Raw genomic sequence first — 16,932 nt, forward strand, 5'->3', positions numbered from 1 at the left:
TTAATGCAGGCTTAAGATCAGAGGCAGCTTTATGGCCAAGTTGCGATTGGCTGGTTTTTCCCTAAAGGCGCGCTTTCGGCTTGTTGTCTTGTTTGCAGCAATCTGCGAGGCCAGCTTACGTCGACGATCGCGCCACCGGTGGCCTGACCTGTCCAGCTTGCATGGCCATGCCTGCGGCTATTTGAAAAATCCAGCCTTGCGCCCGACCGCTCGAGCAGCGTCTTTGCAATAAAAAGCCCAAGACCCATCCCTTCGTATCCGGGGCGCTTGGCACCATCTTCGGAAAGGCGCCTGCGTTTTACGTAAGGGTCACCAATCCGGCCAATCACGGAGGGCGGAAACCCGCGACCATCGTCTGCAATCTGCACGGTAACCCTGTCATCCGACCACGTAATTTCGATCATGACGCGCGAGCGCGAAAAATCGACAGCGTTCTGAACAAGATTACGGACACCATGAATAATTTCCGGGCGCCGTTCGATGCTGGGCTGCGTCAGGCTGGCACCGTCTTGCGGCAGGATCGTGAATTCAACATCTTTTCCGCGGTCCAGATGCGGTTCTGCGGCTTCACGGATGACCGTTTCGATGGGCGCGAAGCGCAGGTGCAGATCATCTTTGCCAGAGCGCCCCATGGACTGCAGGATATCGCGACAGCGGTCGGCCTGTGACCGGATAAGCTCTGCATCTTCAAGAAGATCGGGCCTGTCCTGCAATTCTTCCATGAGCTCACTACTGACCAGCTTGATCGTGGCCAGTGGCGTGCCGAGTTCATGCGCTGTCGCGGCAACGACGCCGCCAAGGTCGGTGAGTTTCTGTTCGCGTGACAGTGCCAGTTGCGTTGCCAAAAGGGCCGCGTTCATATCGTTCATTTCAGATGTCACCTGCCGCGCATAAAGCGCAAGGAACACCAGACTGATCAGCAAAGCGACCCAAAATCCGAATTGAAAGAGCACAGGTAGAACCAGCTCTGCGCCGTCGGCATTGATCAATGGCAGGTTGTACCGGCTGATAATGGTGATGAGCGAGATCGCCGTAAGGCCCAGAAAAATCGTGCTTCTGATGTGCAGGACGGTCGCTGAAATGGTCACAGGTGCCAAAACCAGCATCGCAAATGGATTGTTCAGGCCGCCGGTCAAAAACAGCAGTACAGTCAGTTGAACGATATCGAAGACAAGCCAAAGGGTGGCCTCGACTTCGGACAGACGTTTGTTTGTGGGATAGGCATAGTAGGAGCTGATGTTGGCGATCACCGCGATAGTGATCACGAGCGCAGCCGCAGTCACCGCGATATCAATGCCATAGAAGCGAACAGCGACAAAGATAGTTATCGATTGCCCGGCAATTGCAAACCAACGCAAGGTAATCAGAGTGCGCAACCGGATCCAGTTGCTGCGCTTTTGCTGTTTCAGCAGCTCAAAGTCTGTGGTCGCCATTTCGTGATATCCGATCCCGTGAATGCGCTTAAGGATAAGCTGAATAGTGCAATGATCAATGCGACTTGATTGACTGCGCATGTCCGGTCAATGGCGGCGCGCCCGGTACGCCCAACCAAGTATCACGGCGCCCAAGTTGACGGGGCGCTTTCCAAGCCTAAGTCTCAGCAGGAAACAACGATAGGTCGAAAAATGAATAGCGAGCCGTTGGATCTGGGTGAAGATAGAAGCCTTCTCCTTGTTGACGATGACGAAGCGTTTTTGCGTCGGCTTGCAAAAGCGATGGAAAAGCGTGGCTTCGAAGTTGAAATGGCGGGGTCCGTTGCCGCTGGCAAGGCTATTTCAACGGCCCGCCCGCCCGCTTACGCGGTTATTGACCTGCGCCTTGAGGACGGAAACGGCCTTGATGTGGTTGAAATCTTGCGCGCCCGCCGTCCTGATGCCAGGATCGTCGTCCTGACGGGTTATGGGGCGATCGCTACGGCTGTCGCGGCTGTCAAGATCGGGGCGACGGATTACCTGGCCAAGCCTGCGGATGCGACAGATGTGACAAATGCCTTGCTCGCTTTGACTGACGGGTTGCCACCACCACCCGAAAACCCGATGAGCGCGGATCGCGTGCGTTGGGAACATATCCAGCGGGTGTATGAGCTGTGCGATCGCAATGTGTCTGAAACCGCACGGCGCTTATCTATGCACCGGCGGACCTTGCAGCGCATCCTGGCCAAGCGCAGCCCGCGTTAGCGGCGCAGTCAGGGCCTTGGCGTTACTTTTTGTCGTCAGCGTCACGGCTAAGCAAATCAAACTTGCGTAGTTTCACATAAAGCGACTGGCGCGACAGGCCCAGCATCTCGGCTGCGGCGACACGATTGTTCATCGTCAATTTAACTGCGGTTTCGATACACATCTTTTCCACGACATTCGTGGTTTCAGCGACAATATCCTTTAACGTCGCGCTGCCGACCAGCTCAACGACAGAGCGCATGTTCTCGTCGCTGGTGGGGTGCTTGTTGCGTGATGGTTTCATCTCCGTGCGGCTGGCATCACGCAAGACGAATGCAAAGACGGTATCCTGACCTGCCATAATTCTGGTCACCGAAATTTCCACAGCGCGCGGGCTGCCGTACTCACCGGCCAGTTTTGTCGCATAGTTCCGCATACGCCCGGCACGTCCGGCATTTTCTGCCATGACTTTGAAATCGACGCTGCCGCGCTGCAGATAATCGGCAAGACTGCGGTCACGCACGTTGATGTCATGGGCGACATCAATCATGTTGAGGAAAGCGTCATTGGCAGACAGGATATCACCAGTATCCGACGTGAAGACCATTGGGTCGGGGCCAGCAGCAAATAGCGCCTGAAGATTCTTGCTCAGATCATCGGTGCGCGTGTCATTCTGGCCTTCCGGCACAAGACGGCAAAGCAGAATCCGCTCTCCGGCGGCGCGGAAGAGTTTCGGGAAAATTTCAATTTTGTCGCCATTGCCGCGCAAGCTGACGGTTATTTTCTTGTTGCCGTCCGAAATGGCTTGTGACGCAAGCGCATCAACCACGTTGCCACGTTTGCTGCCCTCAAAACACTCAGAAAGCTGACCGCCGATCAGGCTTTCCAAAGGACGACCGACAAGTGCGACGGCAGCGGAATTCGCCTCCGTGATTTCACCGGTCAAAACCGATACAAAAAGGACCGCTTCGGTCGTGTTTTCCATGAGAACGCGGAACCGCGTGTCGTATTCGCGCTGCGTCTCGTAATCACGCTCTAATGAAAGCTGTGCTTTGACCAACTGCTGCTGCATCTCTGCAATCGGCCGCAGATCGCGCCCCAGCAAAAGAATGGCCCCATCGGGTCCGATGCGGTGGAAGCTGTAGCGGACGGGGATCTCCCAATGATTATCGTTGTCGGTGTGGTTCAGCTCAACCGGGCGGACCTTTGCTTTTTTGGAAAGGAACTCGGCAAGGCGGCTTTCAAACTTTGAAACGCTCTCGATCGTGAGTGTTGTGCGGATGTCCTTGTTTTCCCAGCGTTCCAGTTGGCGAAAAGCGTCATTTGCAGGGTTCACAAGCACTGACAGAATTGCCCCGGCTTCCGAAATGACAACGCCTACATCTGCGACTTCCGCAATGATGTCGCCAAGAATTTCAGGGGCGATCAGCGGGATCGCACCACTATTCCAATATTTAGTCCCGCGAGAGCTCATAGCAATTGCCTGTGTTTGAGAAACGCCTTCATGGTTCAGGTCCCGCCATTGGCGCGTACCGCTTCCAGCGTCATGTCTTGTAGGCCGCAAAGTCTCAGGGCCTCGCTCGGTATTCTTGTCGCATAGTCAGCCCCTGTGAGCGCCGTTATGTCTTCTTCAGTCTCGACTTCCAGAATGGAGCCACCGACCACCACAGGAGGCGGATTGTTCATCGAGGTTTTCATAGCATCAATGACCCGGCGTAACGATTCGAGCGTTTCGCCACGCGAGGATGATATAAAAACGCAATTATACGTAGTGCGCAAAATGCGTTGTGCAATAACCTCGGCACTACTACCGAGAAGAAGTTTCACAGAATACCCCTTTCGCCGCAATTGGCTGGTCAGCACAATGGCGCCCAGTGTATGGTAAACATCCTGTAATACGATCAACAGAATTGACGGTGCCGCAGGGTTGGAGGCGTTATCGCTTGCCCAGTTCGGACCCAGCTCGCGCATCATCGCCTGCAGGCGTGATACGCCAATCGTGACGTTGGCAAAGCCAAGCTGATCTTCGCACCAAAGATCACCTAGATCACGGGCAATCGCAGGAATATAGAAATCAGCGAGGTCTTCCGGCCGCGTGCCTTGTGTCACTGATGATCTGACGGCTTTTCTGCAAACCTGTGGATCAGGGTTGAGCACCGCCGCCTTCAATATCGCGAAAAGCTCGTCTTCAACATTGCACCGGATATCATCAACAACAGTCGCCGCAACCCGGCGCCTTGTTGAATCTGGCCGTGCCTCTTGCACAGCACTTTTCTTCCTGGCGTCAAAGTTCTGGCGATTGGCCATCCATGGGTCCTCTGACTGAATCAATGCCTAAAGGCGTCTTTTACAGCAGTTGTCGCATTGTCGTTTGTGGGTGGTCGAATGTCAAAGAAAATTGACATAGCCAGAGCACACAATAGTTGAATATACATGAATTCCTATAAAATAAAGGGCAATAGATAGTTTTGGTCAACTTGTTCCCTGCGGCAATTAGTGTATCCAAAAGTGTAAGTTAAAGTTGACACATGTATCGTTTGCCACCTAAACTTGTTTTAAGAAACTGTCGGGGACTACTCACATGGCCACCACCATCACGAACACATCCAGTGTGCAAGCGCTTGGCCGGCGCCTTTATTCTGACTCCGAAAGGGCCCGTCGTGATGCAACGAAGTGGACCCTTGTCCAGGGTCTTCTGGCGCCCTTTCAATTTCTTGTTTTCCTGATTTCGCTGGGTCTTGTGCTGCGGTACCTGATGACCGGTTCCGGATACGATGCCGCAACCCTTTCGATCGTGATCAAAACCGGTGTTTTGCTGTTAATCATGGTGACAGGTGCAATCTGGGAAAAAGTGGTCTTTGGACAATACCTCTTTGCCCCTGCATTCTTTTGGGAGGATGTGTTCAGCTTCGCTGTTATCGCATTGCATCTATTATATGTTTTTGCGCTCTACACGGCTTCGCTGGCCCCTGTCGGCCTGATGTATCTGGCGCTGGCCGCTTATGCCGCCTACGTCATCAACGCCGCCCAATTCGTCTGGAAGCTGCGTCTTGCGAGACTGGATGCGGAGGCACGCGTATGAATATTCCATTGCCCCCCACAAATGGTGGTTGCCGCACAGCGCCTGTTCTCAAGGAGCGCGGCCAACGCGAGGTATTTTGCGGACTGACCGGTATCATCTGGTTGCACCGCAAAATGCAGGACGCCTTTTTCCTTGTCGTGGGGTCCCGGACCTGTGCGCATCTGCTGCAATCTGCTGCTGGCGTCATGATCTTTGCCGAGCCCCGATTCGGCACGGCGATTCTTGAGGAGCAGGACTTGGCTGGTATGGCCGACGCGCATCAGGAACTGGATCGCGAAGTTGAAAAGCTGCTTTCGCGTCGTCCTGACATCCGCCAGCTGTTCCTGGTCGGGTCATGCCCGTCCGAGGTGATCAAGATTGATCTGGCCCGCGCCGCAGAACGCTTGAGCCAGGTCCATGCGCCGCATGTCCGCGTGCTGAATTATTCAGGTTCGGGGATCGAAACGACCTTCACCGAAGGTGAGGATGCCTGCCTTGCTTCCATGGTTCCTGTGCTCAAAGATACGACGGCGCGGGAACTTCTTGTCGTTGGTGCGCTGCCTGATGTGGTCGAGGATCAGATGGTTGCGCTGCTGAGTGATATGGGTATCGGCCCGATCCGGCTGCTGCCCGCACGTCGTATCGATGATACCACCGCAGTTGGACAAAACACCGTCTTTGCGCTGACCCAGCCATTCTTGGGTGATACCCATGCCGCGCTTGAACGACGCGGCGCCCGTCATTTGGCAGCACCATTCCCGTTTGGTGACGAAGGTACGACCGCTTGGTTGCGCGTTATCGCCCATGAATTCGGTGTCAGCGAAGAAACCTTTGAAGCGGTCACCGCCGCCCCCCGCGCCCGTGCGCGCAAGGCGATTGCACAAGCGGCTGAAGCCTTGCGCGGTAAGTCTGTGTTCTTCTTTCCTGACAGCCAACTTGAAATTCCGCTGGCCCGTTTCCTGACCCGTGAATGTGGTATGACCGCTGTCGAGGTCGGAAGCCCTTACATCCACGATGCCCTGCATGGCCCCGATCTGGATTTGCTTCCTGCTGGTCCGCAAATCTCCGAAGGTCAGGATGTAGACAAGCAGCTTGATCGTGTCCGCGCCGCCCGCCCCGATCTGACAGTCTGTGGCCTTGGCCTTGCCAACCCGTTGGAGGCGGAAGGCCTTTCAACCAAATGGGCTATCGAACTGGTCTTTACGCCGGTGCATTTCTACGAACAGGCTGGTGATCTTGCCGGTCTCTTCTCGCGTCCACTGCGCCGCAAGGCTATCCTTCAAATGGAGGCAGCCGAGTGAAACTGACTGTCTGGACATACGAAGGCCCGCCCCATGTTGGTGCAATGCGCGTCGCGACTGCGATGAAGGGTCTGCACTATGTGCTGCATGCCCCGCAGGGTGACACATACGCTGACCTGCTCTTCACCATGATCGAGCGGCGTAATCATCGCCCGCCAGTCAGCTATACGACCTTTCAGGCGCGGGACTTGGGTGCGGATACCGCGACCTTGTTCAAGAAGTCCTGTCATGATGCGGTGGACCGGTTTGACCCCGAAGCGATCATCGTCGGCGCATCCTGCACCGCTGAACTGATTCAGGATGATCCTGCAGGCTTGGCGGAAACCATGGGGCTTTCCATTCCGGTCATTCCGCTGGAGCTGCCCAGCTATAGCCGCAAGGAAAACTTCGGCGCGGACGAGACATTTTATCAGATCGTCAAGCATCTTGCCAAACCGCAAGAGCGGACCGCGCGTGTCACCTGCAACATCCTCGGGCCAACCGCGCTGGGCTTTCGTGCCCGCGACGATGTGGAAGAACTGACCGGACTTTTGTCCGAGATGGGTATCGACGTAAATGTCGTCGCCCCGCTGAATGCAACACCGACTGATATTGCGCGCCTCCCAGCGGCGCACTTCAACGTGTTGTTGTCACCTGAAACGGGTGAGGCTGCGGCGCGGTTCCTCGAAAAGAGCCACGGTCAGCCGTTCACCAAAGTCGTCCCGATCGGCGTTGGCGCGACGCGTGATTTCATCAAGGAGGTTGCCGCAATCTCTGGTGTCTCCGGCGATATCGACGAAAGCCGCCTGCGTCTGCCGTGGTGGTCGCGGTCCGTCGACAGCACCTATCTGACAGGCAAGCGGGTCTTTATCTTCGGTGACGGCACCCATGTCGCCGCCCATGCGCGAATTGCCCGCGACGAGATGGGTTTCGAGGTTGTCGGCGTCGGTTGCTATAATCGTGAAATGGCGCGGCCCATTCGGGCGCTGGCCAAGGAATACGGTGTCGAGGCGCTGATCACGGATGATTATCTGGAGGTCGAATCCGCGATTGAAAAGCTCAGCCCCGAAATGATCCTCGGCACCCAGATGGAGCGCCATATCGGCAAGCGCCTGGGTATTCCCTGCGCTGTGATCTCTGCACCGGTACATGTGCAGGACTTTCCTGCGCGCTATTCCCCACAAGTGGGATTCGAGGGTGCGAATGTCATCTTCGATACGCTGATCCATCCGCTTGTCATGGGCCTTGAGGAACATCTGCTGACTATGTTCCGTGATGATTTTGAATTCCATGATGACGCAGGCCCCAGCCACCATGGTGCCAAGGCGAAAGCCAAGGCAGATGATGCGCCGGCCGCAGATCCGTTGCCGCAGGATGCCAATGTCATCTGGCTGTCGGACGCGGAGCGGGAATTGAAGAAAATTCCATTCTTCGTGCGCGGCAAGGCCCGCCGGAATACCGAAACATTCGCGATGGAAAAAGGGCTGCAAGAGATCAGTCTGGATACCCTGTATGAAGCAAAGGCCCATTATGCGCGATGAGGTGATCCATAAACCCTACCGTGTGGTGATCGTCACGCTGGATGCACATGCGGCCGGTCCAGCATTGCGCGTATCGGCCCGTTTGGCCCCAGATTTTCCCGGTCTTGAGGTGCAGGTTCTTGCGGCTGCTGAATGGTCCGAGAACCCGCAAGCACTGGCGCGCGCAAAAGAGGCCGTGGCGCAGGGCGATGTGATTATCGCAAACCTCTTGTTTCTCGAGGAACACGTCAAGGCGATACTACCCGCGATGCAGGCACGCCGCGACCACTGCGATGCGGTGCTGGGTGTGATCGCGGATGCCGAAATCGTCAAGCTGACCCGCATGGGTGACTTGGATATGTCCAAGCCTGCCAGCGGCGCGATGGCCCTGCTGAAAAAGCTGCGTGGATCATCCAAGGCGTCTGCCGACAGCGGTGCCAAGCAGATGAAGACGCTCCGCCGTCTGCCCAAGATCCTGAAGCTGATCCCCGGCAAGGCGCAAGATCTGCGTGCCTGGTTCTTGTGCATGCAATACTGGCTGGGCGGGTCTGACGACAACGTCGAACAGATGATCCGTTTTTTGATCGGTCGCTATGCCACGCGTCCCGATTGGCAGGGGGCCGAGGCCGATCTGCCGATCGAATACCCCGATGTCGGGCTTTATCATCCAGACCTGCCGGATCACCATATTGTCACCGACCTGAATGATCTTCCGGCTCCTGCCGCACCTGTCGCGACAGTGGGCTTGTTGATGCTGCGGTCCTATATCCTTGCGTCCGACTGTGCCCACTATGATGCGGTGATCCGCGCGTTCGAGGCAAAGGGCATGCGTGTGATACCTGCCTTTGCAGGTGGGCTTGACGGGCGTCCGGCGGTGGAAAACTATTTTCAGGGACGCGTCGATGCCATGGTCTCGCTCACCGGTTTCTCGCTGATCGGCGGGCCTGCATACAATGACAGCGAAGCCGCTGTCGGTTTGCTGGAAAAGCTGGATGTTCCCTACATTGCCGCCCAGCCGCTTGAATTCCAGACTTTGGGTCAGTGGGCGCAAAGCGGTCAGGGCCTTGGCCCGATCGAGACAACGATGTTGGTCGCCTTGCCAGAGATTGACGGTGCGACGAACCCGACTGTTTTCGCCGGTCGCCATGGTGCCGACGGGTGCAACGGTTGTTCGGCAGCTTGCGATGCAAAGTCGGATTGCAAGGCGATGGCGCCATGCTACGAGCGCATCACAAGCCTGACCGAAAAGACACTGCGTCTTGCGAAACTACGCCGCAAGCAGAATGCGGAAAAGAAAGTTGGCGTTGTCCTGTTCGGGTTCCCGCCAAATGCGGGTGCCGTCGGAACCGCTGCATACCTGAGTGTATTCGAAAGCCTGTTCAACACGCTGACCCGCATGAAAGCTGATGGGTATACCGTCGACGTGCCGGAAACGGTTGATCATCTGCGCGCAATGATCCTGAAAGGCAATGCCGCGCAATATGGGCAAGAGGCCAATGTCGCGGCCCATGTCGATGCTGATGTCATCGTGCGCAACAGCCCGCATCTGGCCGAGGTCGAGGCCGCATGGGGCCCCGCCCCGGGCAAGATCCAGTCTGACGGACGGGGCGTGTATGTCTTGGGCCAGCAGTTTGGCAATGTCTTCGTCGGGGTGCAGCCCGCGTTCGGGTACGAGGGCGATCCGATGCGGTTGCTCTTTGAAAAAGGCTTTGCCCCCACCCATGCTTTCGTGACTTTCTATCTGTGGCTGCGCAATACGTTCTCTGCCGATGTCGTGCTGCATTTCGGGATGCACGGCGCGTTGGAGTTCATGCCGGGCAAGCAGGCCGGACTGGGCGCACGCGACTGGCCGGACAGGCTGATCGGCGAAATGCCGAACGTCTATCTTTATGCGGCCAATAACCCGTCTGAAGCAACGCTGGCTAAGCGCCGCTCCAATGCTGTGACGATTACCCATCTGACCCCGCCATTGACGACAGCCGGACTTTACAAGGGTCTGGCCGAGTTGAAAGACAGCCTGACACGCTGGCGCGAGATGCCAGCGGACGATAATCATCGCGCGGACCTCGAACAGCTTATCCGCGATCAGGCGAATGCGGTCGATATGAACGCCCGCGACATCGGCAAACTGTGGCTGAAACTGCTGGAAACCGAAGGGTCCCTGATCACCGAAGGTCTGCACGTCGTCGGCAAGCCGCTGTCGGGCGCGGCCCGAGCCGATATGATCCGGTTGATGCCGCAGGGTGAAGCTGCGGACCGCGCAGCAGAGTTGCTAAAGGAAGACCACGAGCTGCCTGCGCTGATGCGGGCCTTGTCAGCGCATTTCATTCCACCTGTCCCGGGAGGTGATTTGATCCGTTCGCCGCAGATCGTGCCGACGGGCCGCAATATCCACGCATTTGATCCGTTCCGCATGCCGACCGCCTTTGCGATGTCCGAAGGGACCAAGCAAGCAGACCTGTTGCTGGAAACGCACCCGACCCTGCCGCGCACTGTGGCGCTGGTGCTTTGGGGGTCGGACAACATCAAGTCTGACGGTGGCCCGATCGGGCAGGCGCTGTCCTTGATGGGTGCCAAGCCACGTTTTGACAGTTTTGGTCGTTTGGCCGGTGCCGATTTGATCCCGCTGGAGAAGCTCGGTCGCCCCCGCATTGATGTGGTGATGACACTTTCCGGCATTTTCCGCGACTTGCTGCCGTTACAGACCAAGATGCTCGCCGAGGCGGCGTTGAAATGCGCGATGGCCGATGAGCCGCTGGAGCAGAACTTTGTCCGGACACATGCGCTTGCCTACGCCCAAGAGATGGGCTGTGACCTTGAAACGGCGGCACTGCGGGTCTTCAGCAATGCAGAGGGCGCCTACGGGTCCAACGTGAACCAACTGGTCGATAGTTCGGCCTTTGGGGATGAAGATGAACTGGCAGACGCTTACGAGGCGCGCAAATCATTTGCCTATGGTGTGAACGGCAAGGCCTCTCAAAACCCCGTGCTTTTGCAAAAAGCGCTGAAAGACGTGGATCTGGCCTATCAAAACCTTGAATCGGTTGAATTGGGCGTGACCACCGTTGACCATTACTTTGACACGCTCGGCGGCATTTCACGCGCCGTTAAGCGCGCCAAAGGCGGCCAAAGCGCGCCGGTTTACATCGGTGACCAGACGCGGGGTGCCGCCAAGGTGCGCACGTTGCAGGATCAGGTTGCTTTGGAAACGCGTAGCCGCAGCCTGAACCCGAAGTTCTACGAGGCCCTGCTGAACCACGGCCACGAAGGTGTCCGCCAGATCGAGGCACAAGTCACCAATACAATGGGCTGGTCTGCAACGACGGGCGAGGTAGAGCCGTGGGTTTATCAGCGTCTGTCCGAGACATTCGTGCTGGATGAAGAGATGCGCAACCGGCTTGCGGCGCTCAATCCACAGGCTTCGATGCGGATGGCGAACCGCCTGCTCGAGGCATCGGATCGTGCCTATTGGGCACCGGACGAAGACACTTTGGCGGCGTTGCAGGATGCAGCGGATGCCTTGGAAGATCGCATGGAAGGGGTCGCGGCAGAATGACTCTTTCCGAAATGAACATAATGGAAAGGAGGCTCCCATGAGCCCCAGAGATGATATTCCGAACCTCAAGGGTCTTGATGGCGAAGGGTCCGTTCAGGTCCATCAGCCGGAAGACGCAAAGATCGAGGGCGCAAAGGTTTTTGCTGTCTACGGAAAGGGCGGGATTGGCAAATCAACCACGTCATCAAATCTGTCCGCCGCGTTTTCGATGCATGGCAAGCGGGTATTGCAGATCGGTTGCGACCCCAAGCATGACAGTACGTTCACGCTGACAGGCACCCTTGTACCGACGGTGATCGATATTCTGAAGGATGTTGATTTCCATTCCGAGGAACTGCGTCCAGAAGACTTTATATTTGACGGCTTCAATGGCGTGAAGTGTGTCGAGGCCGGAGGCCCGCCAGCGGGGACCGGCTGCGGTGGCTATGTTGTCGGGCAGACCGTGAAACTGCTCAAGCAGCACCACCTGCTGGAAGATACCGACGTCGTGATCTTCGATGTTCTGGGTGACGTTGTTTGCGGCGGATTTGCGGCCCCGCTGCAGCATGCGGATCGTGCGCTGATCGTCACCGCCAACGACTTTGACAGCATCTATGCGATGAACCGGATTATTGCTGCGGTGCAGGCGAAATCATCGAACTATAAGGTCCGCCTTGCGGGTTGTGTTGCCAATCGCAGCAAGGACACCGATGAGGTCGACCGCTACTGTGAAACGGTGGGCTTCAACCGCATCGCACATATGCCCGATCTGGATGCCATCCGCCGTAGCCGTCTGAAGAAAAAGACGCTGTTCGAGATGCCCGACGATGAAGAAGTCGTACAGGTCCGCAAGGAATACATGCGCCTGGCCGAAACGCTTTGGAACGGAACAGAGCCTTTGGCCCCCGAGTCTTTGCCTGATCGTGAAATCTTTGAATTGCTCGGGTTTGATTGATGACCAGCTACGCCGCCACACGTGACCGGGTCGAACACTATTTCGACCGCAGCGCGACCAAGGTCTGGGAGCGTCTGACCTCTGACGCGCCAGTGTCTGGCGTGCGGGCCACGGTGCGTGCGGGGCGTGACAAGATGCGTGCGCTGATGTTGGCGCAATTGCCTGCAGATTTGCGCGGTGCGCGCGTTCTGGATGCCGGCTGTGGTACGGGTGCGATGGCTGTGGAATTGGCCCGGCGCGGGGCTGATGTGGTCGCTGTTGATATCTCTCCGGCCCTTGTCGGGATTGCCGAACAGCGGATGCCTGCAAATTTGGCTGGACATATCACATGGGTTGCCGGTGATATGCTGGAGGCCACAAGCGGTGTTTTCGATCATGCGCTCGCGATGGATTCCATGATCTATTACAGTGCGCCCGATATTGCCGCGCTGCTTGGCAAGGCCAGCCCGCGGATCAATGGCAAGTTTGTGTTTACCCTCCCCCCGCGCACACCGGCCCTGATGGCGATGTGGCGTGTGGGCAAGCTTTTTCCACGCGCAGACCGTAGCCCGACGATGATACCGCAGACCACTGCGGGTATCGCACATGCCTTGCGCAATGCGGATGTAAAAGGGCGCTTGGTCGATGTGGAGCGCGTGAAGTCGGGTTTCTATATCTCGAATGCGTTGGTCTTTGAGGGGGGCAAATCGTGATCTTCAAGGCATCATCCCTCAAAAAGATATCGGTAGACCTGCTGCCGTTCAGCGATGCGGTCAGTGATGATCTGCCGCTGGGACAGTTGCTACGCCTGTCGCTGTTTCAGGTATCGGTGGGTATGGCCGCTGTCATGCTGCTCGGCACGTTGAACCGTGTGATGATTGTTGAGCTGAATATCGGCGCGATGCTGGTGGCTACGATGATTGCCTTGCCGGTTCTGGTCGCACCTTTGCGCGCATTGGTCGGTTATAAGTCTGATAACTACAAGTCTGCGATCGGCTGGAAACGTATTCCTTACCTTTGGCTGGGTACGATGTGGCAGTTCGGCGGATTGGCGATCATGCCGATGGCGCTGCTCGTGCTTTCGGGTGACCGGACTCTCGATTTCCCGATAGCAGGCTATGTTGGTGCCGCACTGGCGTTTCTGATGACCGGTTTTGGCATGCACATGACGCAGACCGCTGGTCTGGCGCTGGCCGCTGATCGTGCAACCGAGGATACACGGCCCAAGGTCGTCGCCCTGCTTTATGTGATGAACCTTGTGGGTATGGCTTTTGCGGCCATCATTATCGGCGCTTTACTGCGTGACTATTCCGCACTGCGTCTGGTGCAGGTCGTGCAGGGCACGGCGGTTGTCACGCTCTTGCTGAACCTGATTGCCCTGTGGAAGCAGGAAAAGGTCAAGCCGATGACCAAGGCCCAACGCGCCGAAGCATCGCCGACGTTCCGTGACGCTTGGAAAGATCTGGCGGCGGGTGGTGATGCAGGGCGTTTGCTGGCGGTCGTGTTTATTGGAACGATGGCCTTCAACATGCAGGATGTGCTGTTGGAGCCTTATGGCGGTGAAATTCTAGGCTTGTCCGTTTCTGCAACGACATTGCTGACGGCTATGTGGGCCGGTGGTGCGCTGATTGCATTCGGTTTCGCGGCACGCTGGTTGGCCAATGGCATGGATCCTTACCGCATGTGTGCACGCGGCATCCTTGCCGGCATCCTCGCATTCTGCGCGGTGATCTTTTCGGCTCCGGTCGGATCGCCTGTCCTGTTTTACATCGGTGCGGGCCTTATCGGTTTCGGAGGCGGCCTTTTCGGTGTTTCGACCCTGACCGCTGCCATGACAATGCCCACCACCGGCTATGCCGGTCGTGGTTTGGCCCTTGGTGCGTGGGGGGCTGCGCAAGCCACCGGTGCCGGGCTGTCCATCTTTATCGGGGGCACTGTGCGTGATCTCGTGAACCATGCCGCTGGGAACGGCACCCTGGGAGAGGCGCTCGCCACGCCTGCCACTGGCTATTCGGTCGTTTATCACACCGAAATTGGCCTTCTATTTCTCACACTGATTGTGCTGGGGCCGCTTGTGCGGCTACGGCCCATTAACACGCGGGGGTCTGCCAAGCTGGGATTGGCAGATTTCCCGACCTAACCACCGAAAGGAAAATAAAATGGTTGGTGTAACCTTTTTTGGAGACTTTGATCTGGCGAGCGCAGCAATTTGGCTCTTCTGGATCTTCTTTGCGGGGCTTGTCTATTACCTGCAAACCGAAAACATGCGTGAAGGCTATCCTTTGCGTGACGATGACGATGGCGTTCCTGCGAACGAAAGCCTGTTTCCATTGCCAAAGGAAAAGACCTTCAAACTGCGTGATGGTCGTGGTGAGCTGACAGTGCCTTCGCGTGAATACGAAGACAGCAAGATGCGTGATGGCTTGGCACTGGCGCAGTCTTCCGTCTCAACCGGTTCTCCTTGGATTCCGACAGGTGATCCGATGGTTGACGGCGTCGGCCCTGCATCCTGGGCACCGCGCCGGGATGAGCCCGAGCTTGATGCGCATGGCCACGTCAAGATCAAGCCGATGTCCGGTTTGGAAGATTTTAAGGTATCTGCCGGTCGTGATCCGCGCGGCAAGCCTGTGGTTGGACGCGACGGAGAAGTCGTGGGTCGCATCACTGACATGTGGGTCGACGTGCCAGAGCAACTGGTCCGCTTCCTGACCGTTGATCTGAACCCCGAAGGCACAGGTAAAACACGCCTGATCCCCATGACCATGGCGGTGATCAAGCAAAACCGCGTTGTCGTGCGGTCCTTGATGGAAAATAACTGGGAAAACGTGCCGACAATCAAAAGCCCTGATCAGGTCACCCTGCTCGAGGAAGAGAAGATCATGGCGTATTACGCTGGCGGTACGTTGTACGCCTCCTGATCTGGTTAGATGAAGAAAATCAGCGTTCCCGGTTCGCCACCGGGACCGCAACGGCAAAAAGAGGGAATACGCCATGAGCCATGACGACTTTAACTTTGAACCTGTCAGGGGGCTGCCAGAGCAACTGCCGGAAGGAGAGTATATCTTGTGGCAGGGCGCCCCTGATCCGTGGCGTCTGGCACGCGAGGCCTTGGGTGTGCGTTGGGTGGCGGCGTATTTTGCGTTGCTGGTCTTCTGGCGTGTCGGTGTTTCATCCGCAGATTTGCCCTTCGGCATCGCGCTGATGCATGGTGTGCCGTTCTTCCTGTCAGGCATTCTGGCCTGTGCGATCCTTTACGGGATCGCCTATGTGCAGGCCCGTTCCACCGTTTACACCCTGACAAACAAGCGTGTGGCGATGCGGATCGGCGCGGCGCTGACGATGACGCTGAACCTGCCCTATACATGGATCGGAACCGCGAAACTGGATCTTAAGCCATCTGGTCATGGCACTTTGGCGTTTGAACTGATCGGCGAAACACGTATTTCGTACCTCATGTCCTGGCCGCATGTCCGGCCGTGGCGCATGGCGCGGACCCAGCCGGCGCTGCGCTGCATCCCGGATGCCGAAGACGTCGCCCGTCTCTTTGCTGAAGCGGCAGAGACGCGGATTTCCGAACCACGTTTGGAACGTGTTGGTCAACAAGACGGCTCTGCCGTCGCAGCGGAGTAAGAACCATGTCTCAGCTTGAACAACAAATGCGTCACCGGGACAAAGAAATGGTCCCTCGGTTTCTCATCCAGGGCATGTTTGCCCTGATGGCCGCAAGCCTTGCCATTGTGGCCTATGCCCAATGGTTTGACGTACCAAACAGGGGCGTATTGGTCGAAGCACCGGTCGTCCAATCGCTTGAAATCGTGATGGAAGGTGATCGGACCGGCACCTACACCGTAACGACCCTGGATGGCACGCAGATTGCGTCGTCGGCCGATCACAAGGGCGGTTTTATCGGTGTCATTGGGCGGGTCATCGACCGAGAACGCTTTGTGCATGACCTGCCGTTCAACGCGCCCATTACCGTCATCCGCCGTGAAAACGGCAATATCGCCATAATCGATGATACCACCGATTTACGGGTGGAACTGATAGGCTATGGTAAAGACAACGTGGCCGCTTTTGCAAAGCTGCTGGACTGAAACCGAGCGCGGGTTAGCCACCCGGCACTTGATGTGAAAGGGAACTCACATGGGACTATTTTTGAGAGAGAAGGAAACCGCACCTTGCACAGACCGCGCCCGAGGTGCTCGTCGGCGAAGGCCTGGAGCTCGGCCCGGGCCGGAACGGCCAGGGTCCACAGACCGCCGACCTCGACGGCGGTCGCCGCCGGCACCGGGAGCACGTGCCCGTCCAGCCGCGCGACGCCCGGTCGCAGCGGCACGAACTCGGCGGGCGGCGCCGGATGCCCGAACAGGCAATCGACCTCGCCGCTGCGCACCAGCACCGGCGGCGCCGCCGCCCAACCCGGCCATGCGAGCGCACCGACCGCGT

The 16,932-nt window shown here is 57.2% G+C and carries 15 protein-coding genes; 11 read left to right on the top strand and 4 right to left on the bottom strand.

The window, feature by feature from the left end; translation table 11 throughout:
* Positions 1 to 29: 29 nt before the first annotated feature.
* Positions 30 to 1,433, bottom strand: coding sequence for a sensor histidine kinase RegB (regB, locus tag R6T97_RS16990; protein ID WP_410350467.1), 1,404 nt, complete (start codon positions 1,431 to 1,433; stop codon positions 30 to 32).
* A 192-nt stretch (positions 1,434 to 1,625) separates the two neighbouring features.
* Between regB and R6T97_RS16995 the strand changes: the two genes are divergently transcribed.
* On the top strand, positions 1,626 to 2,177 hold the full coding sequence (locus R6T97_RS16995) for an ActR/PrrA/RegA family redox response regulator transcription factor (protein WP_410350468.1): 552 nt from the start codon (positions 1,626 to 1,628) through the stop codon (positions 2,175 to 2,177).
* A gap of 22 nt (positions 2,178 to 2,199) precedes the next feature.
* Here the strand turns inward: R6T97_RS16995 and ppsR are convergent, their stop codons facing one another.
* Both ppsR and R6T97_RS17005 read right to left on the bottom strand, forming a co-directional pair.
* Positions 2,200 to 3,630: a transcriptional regulator PpsR gene (gene ppsR / locus R6T97_RS17000; protein WP_410350469.1), complete on the bottom strand. Its 1,431-nt coding sequence runs from the start codon at positions 3,628 to 3,630 to the stop codon at positions 2,200 to 2,202.
* A gap of 35 nt (positions 3,631 to 3,665) precedes the next feature.
* The gene (locus R6T97_RS17005) at positions 3,666 to 4,463 is read right to left on the bottom strand and encodes a B12-binding domain-containing protein (RefSeq protein ID WP_410350470.1); all 798 of its coding nucleotides are present in this window, start codon (positions 4,461 to 4,463) and stop codon (positions 3,666 to 3,668) included.
* Positions 4,464 to 4,737: 274 nt separating this feature from the next.
* On the opposite strand from R6T97_RS17005, the gene bchF reads away from it, so the two are divergent.
* From bchF to puhC, 10 genes are all read left to right on the top strand, one after another.
* A complete protein-coding gene (gene bchF, locus R6T97_RS17010) occupies positions 4,738 to 5,238 on the top strand; it encodes a 2-vinyl bacteriochlorophyllide hydratase (protein ID WP_410350471.1) in 501 nt (166 codons plus the stop codon).
* The gene (locus R6T97_RS17015; protein ID WP_410350472.1) at positions 5,235 to 6,518 is read left to right on the top strand and encodes a ferredoxin:protochlorophyllide reductase (ATP-dependent) subunit N; all 1,284 of its coding nucleotides are present in this window, start codon (positions 5,235 to 5,237) and stop codon (positions 6,516 to 6,518) included. The genes bchF and R6T97_RS17015 overlap by 4 nt, the downstream gene beginning before the upstream one ends.
* Positions 6,515 to 8,038 (top strand): ferredoxin:protochlorophyllide reductase (ATP-dependent) subunit B, encoded by a 1,524-nt coding sequence (gene bchB, locus R6T97_RS17020; protein ID WP_410350473.1) that lies wholly within the window; start codon positions 6,515 to 6,517, stop codon positions 8,036 to 8,038. Before R6T97_RS17015 ends, bchB begins: the two co-directional genes overlap by 4 nt.
* On the top strand, positions 8,028 to 11,573 hold the full coding sequence (locus R6T97_RS17025; protein ID WP_410350481.1) for a magnesium chelatase subunit H: 3,546 nt from the start codon (positions 8,028 to 8,030) through the stop codon (positions 11,571 to 11,573). Before bchB ends, R6T97_RS17025 begins: the two co-directional genes overlap by 11 nt.
* A 37-nt stretch (positions 11,574 to 11,610) precedes the next feature.
* Positions 11,611 to 12,507 carry a ferredoxin:protochlorophyllide reductase (ATP-dependent) iron-sulfur ATP-binding protein gene (gene bchL / locus R6T97_RS17030; RefSeq protein WP_410350474.1) on the top strand — a complete coding sequence of 299 codons (897 nt, stop codon included), beginning with the start codon at positions 11,611 to 11,613 and terminating at the stop codon, positions 12,505 to 12,507.
* Entirely contained in the window at positions 12,507 to 13,199 is a 693-nt protein-coding gene (bchM, locus tag R6T97_RS17035; protein ID WP_410350475.1) for a magnesium protoporphyrin IX methyltransferase, read from the top strand. The genes bchL and bchM overlap by 1 nt, the downstream gene beginning before the upstream one ends.
* A complete protein-coding gene (locus R6T97_RS17040) occupies positions 13,196 to 14,626 on the top strand; it encodes a PucC family protein (protein ID WP_410350476.1) in 1,431 nt (476 codons plus the stop codon). The genes bchM and R6T97_RS17040 overlap by 4 nt, the downstream gene beginning before the upstream one ends.
* A gap of 19 nt (positions 14,627 to 14,645) precedes the next feature.
* A complete protein-coding gene (puhA, locus tag R6T97_RS17045; protein WP_410350477.1) occupies positions 14,646 to 15,404 on the top strand; it encodes a photosynthetic reaction center subunit H in 759 nt (252 codons plus the stop codon).
* A gap of 73 nt (positions 15,405 to 15,477) precedes the next feature.
* Entirely contained in the window at positions 15,478 to 16,116 is a 639-nt protein-coding gene (gene puhB / locus R6T97_RS17050) for a photosynthetic complex putative assembly protein PuhB (protein ID WP_410350478.1), read from the top strand.
* Between the two features lie 47 nt (positions 16,117 to 16,163).
* Positions 16,164 to 16,580: a photosynthetic complex assembly protein PuhC gene (gene puhC, locus R6T97_RS17055; RefSeq protein WP_410350479.1), complete on the top strand. Its 417-nt coding sequence runs from the start codon at positions 16,164 to 16,166 to the stop codon at positions 16,578 to 16,580.
* On the opposite strand, the gene R6T97_RS17060 is transcribed toward puhC, so the two are convergent.
* A partial coding sequence (locus R6T97_RS17060) for a hypothetical protein (protein WP_410350480.1) occupies positions 16,535 to 16,932 on the bottom strand: 398 nt, incomplete at its 5' end. The genes puhC and R6T97_RS17060 overlap by 46 nt on opposite strands.

It is taken from the genome of Yoonia sp. (assembly GCF_046498525.1).
Taxonomy (GTDB): Bacteria; Pseudomonadota; Alphaproteobacteria; order Rhodobacterales; family Rhodobacteraceae; genus Yoonia.

Bases quoted from the DNA above. Each gene is read 5' to 3' on its own strand.
- regB (WP_410350467.1), bottom strand. From the start codon at position 1,433: ATGGCGACCACAGACTTTGAGCTGCTGAAACAGCAAAAGCGCAGCAAC.
- R6T97_RS16995 (WP_410350468.1), top strand. From the start codon at position 1,626: ATGAATAGCGAGCCGTTGGATCTGGGTGAAGATAGAAGCCTTCTCCTT.
- ppsR (WP_410350469.1), bottom strand. From the start codon at position 3,630: ATGAGCTCTCGCGGGACTAAATATTGGAATAGTGGTGCGATCCCGCTG.
- R6T97_RS17005 (WP_410350470.1), bottom strand. From the start codon at position 4,463: ATGGCCAATCGCCAGAACTTTGACGCCAGGAAGAAAAGTGCTGTGCAA.
- bchF (WP_410350471.1), top strand. From the start codon at position 4,738: ATGGCCACCACCATCACGAACACATCCAGTGTGCAAGCGCTTGGCCGG.
- R6T97_RS17015 (WP_410350472.1), top strand. From the start codon at position 5,235: ATGAATATTCCATTGCCCCCCACAAATGGTGGTTGCCGCACAGCGCCT.
- R6T97_RS17025 (WP_410350481.1), top strand. From the start codon at position 8,028: ATGCGCGATGAGGTGATCCATAAACCCTACCGTGTGGTGATCGTCACG.
- bchL (WP_410350474.1), top strand. From the start codon at position 11,611: ATGAGCCCCAGAGATGATATTCCGAACCTCAAGGGTCTTGATGGCGAA.
- bchM (WP_410350475.1), top strand. From the start codon at position 12,507: ATGACCAGCTACGCCGCCACACGTGACCGGGTCGAACACTATTTCGAC.
- puhA (WP_410350477.1), top strand. From the start codon at position 14,646: ATGGTTGGTGTAACCTTTTTTGGAGACTTTGATCTGGCGAGCGCAGCA.
- puhB (WP_410350478.1), top strand. From the start codon at position 15,478: ATGAGCCATGACGACTTTAACTTTGAACCTGTCAGGGGGCTGCCAGAG.
- puhC (WP_410350479.1), top strand. From the start codon at position 16,164: ATGGTCCCTCGGTTTCTCATCCAGGGCATGTTTGCCCTGATGGCCGCA.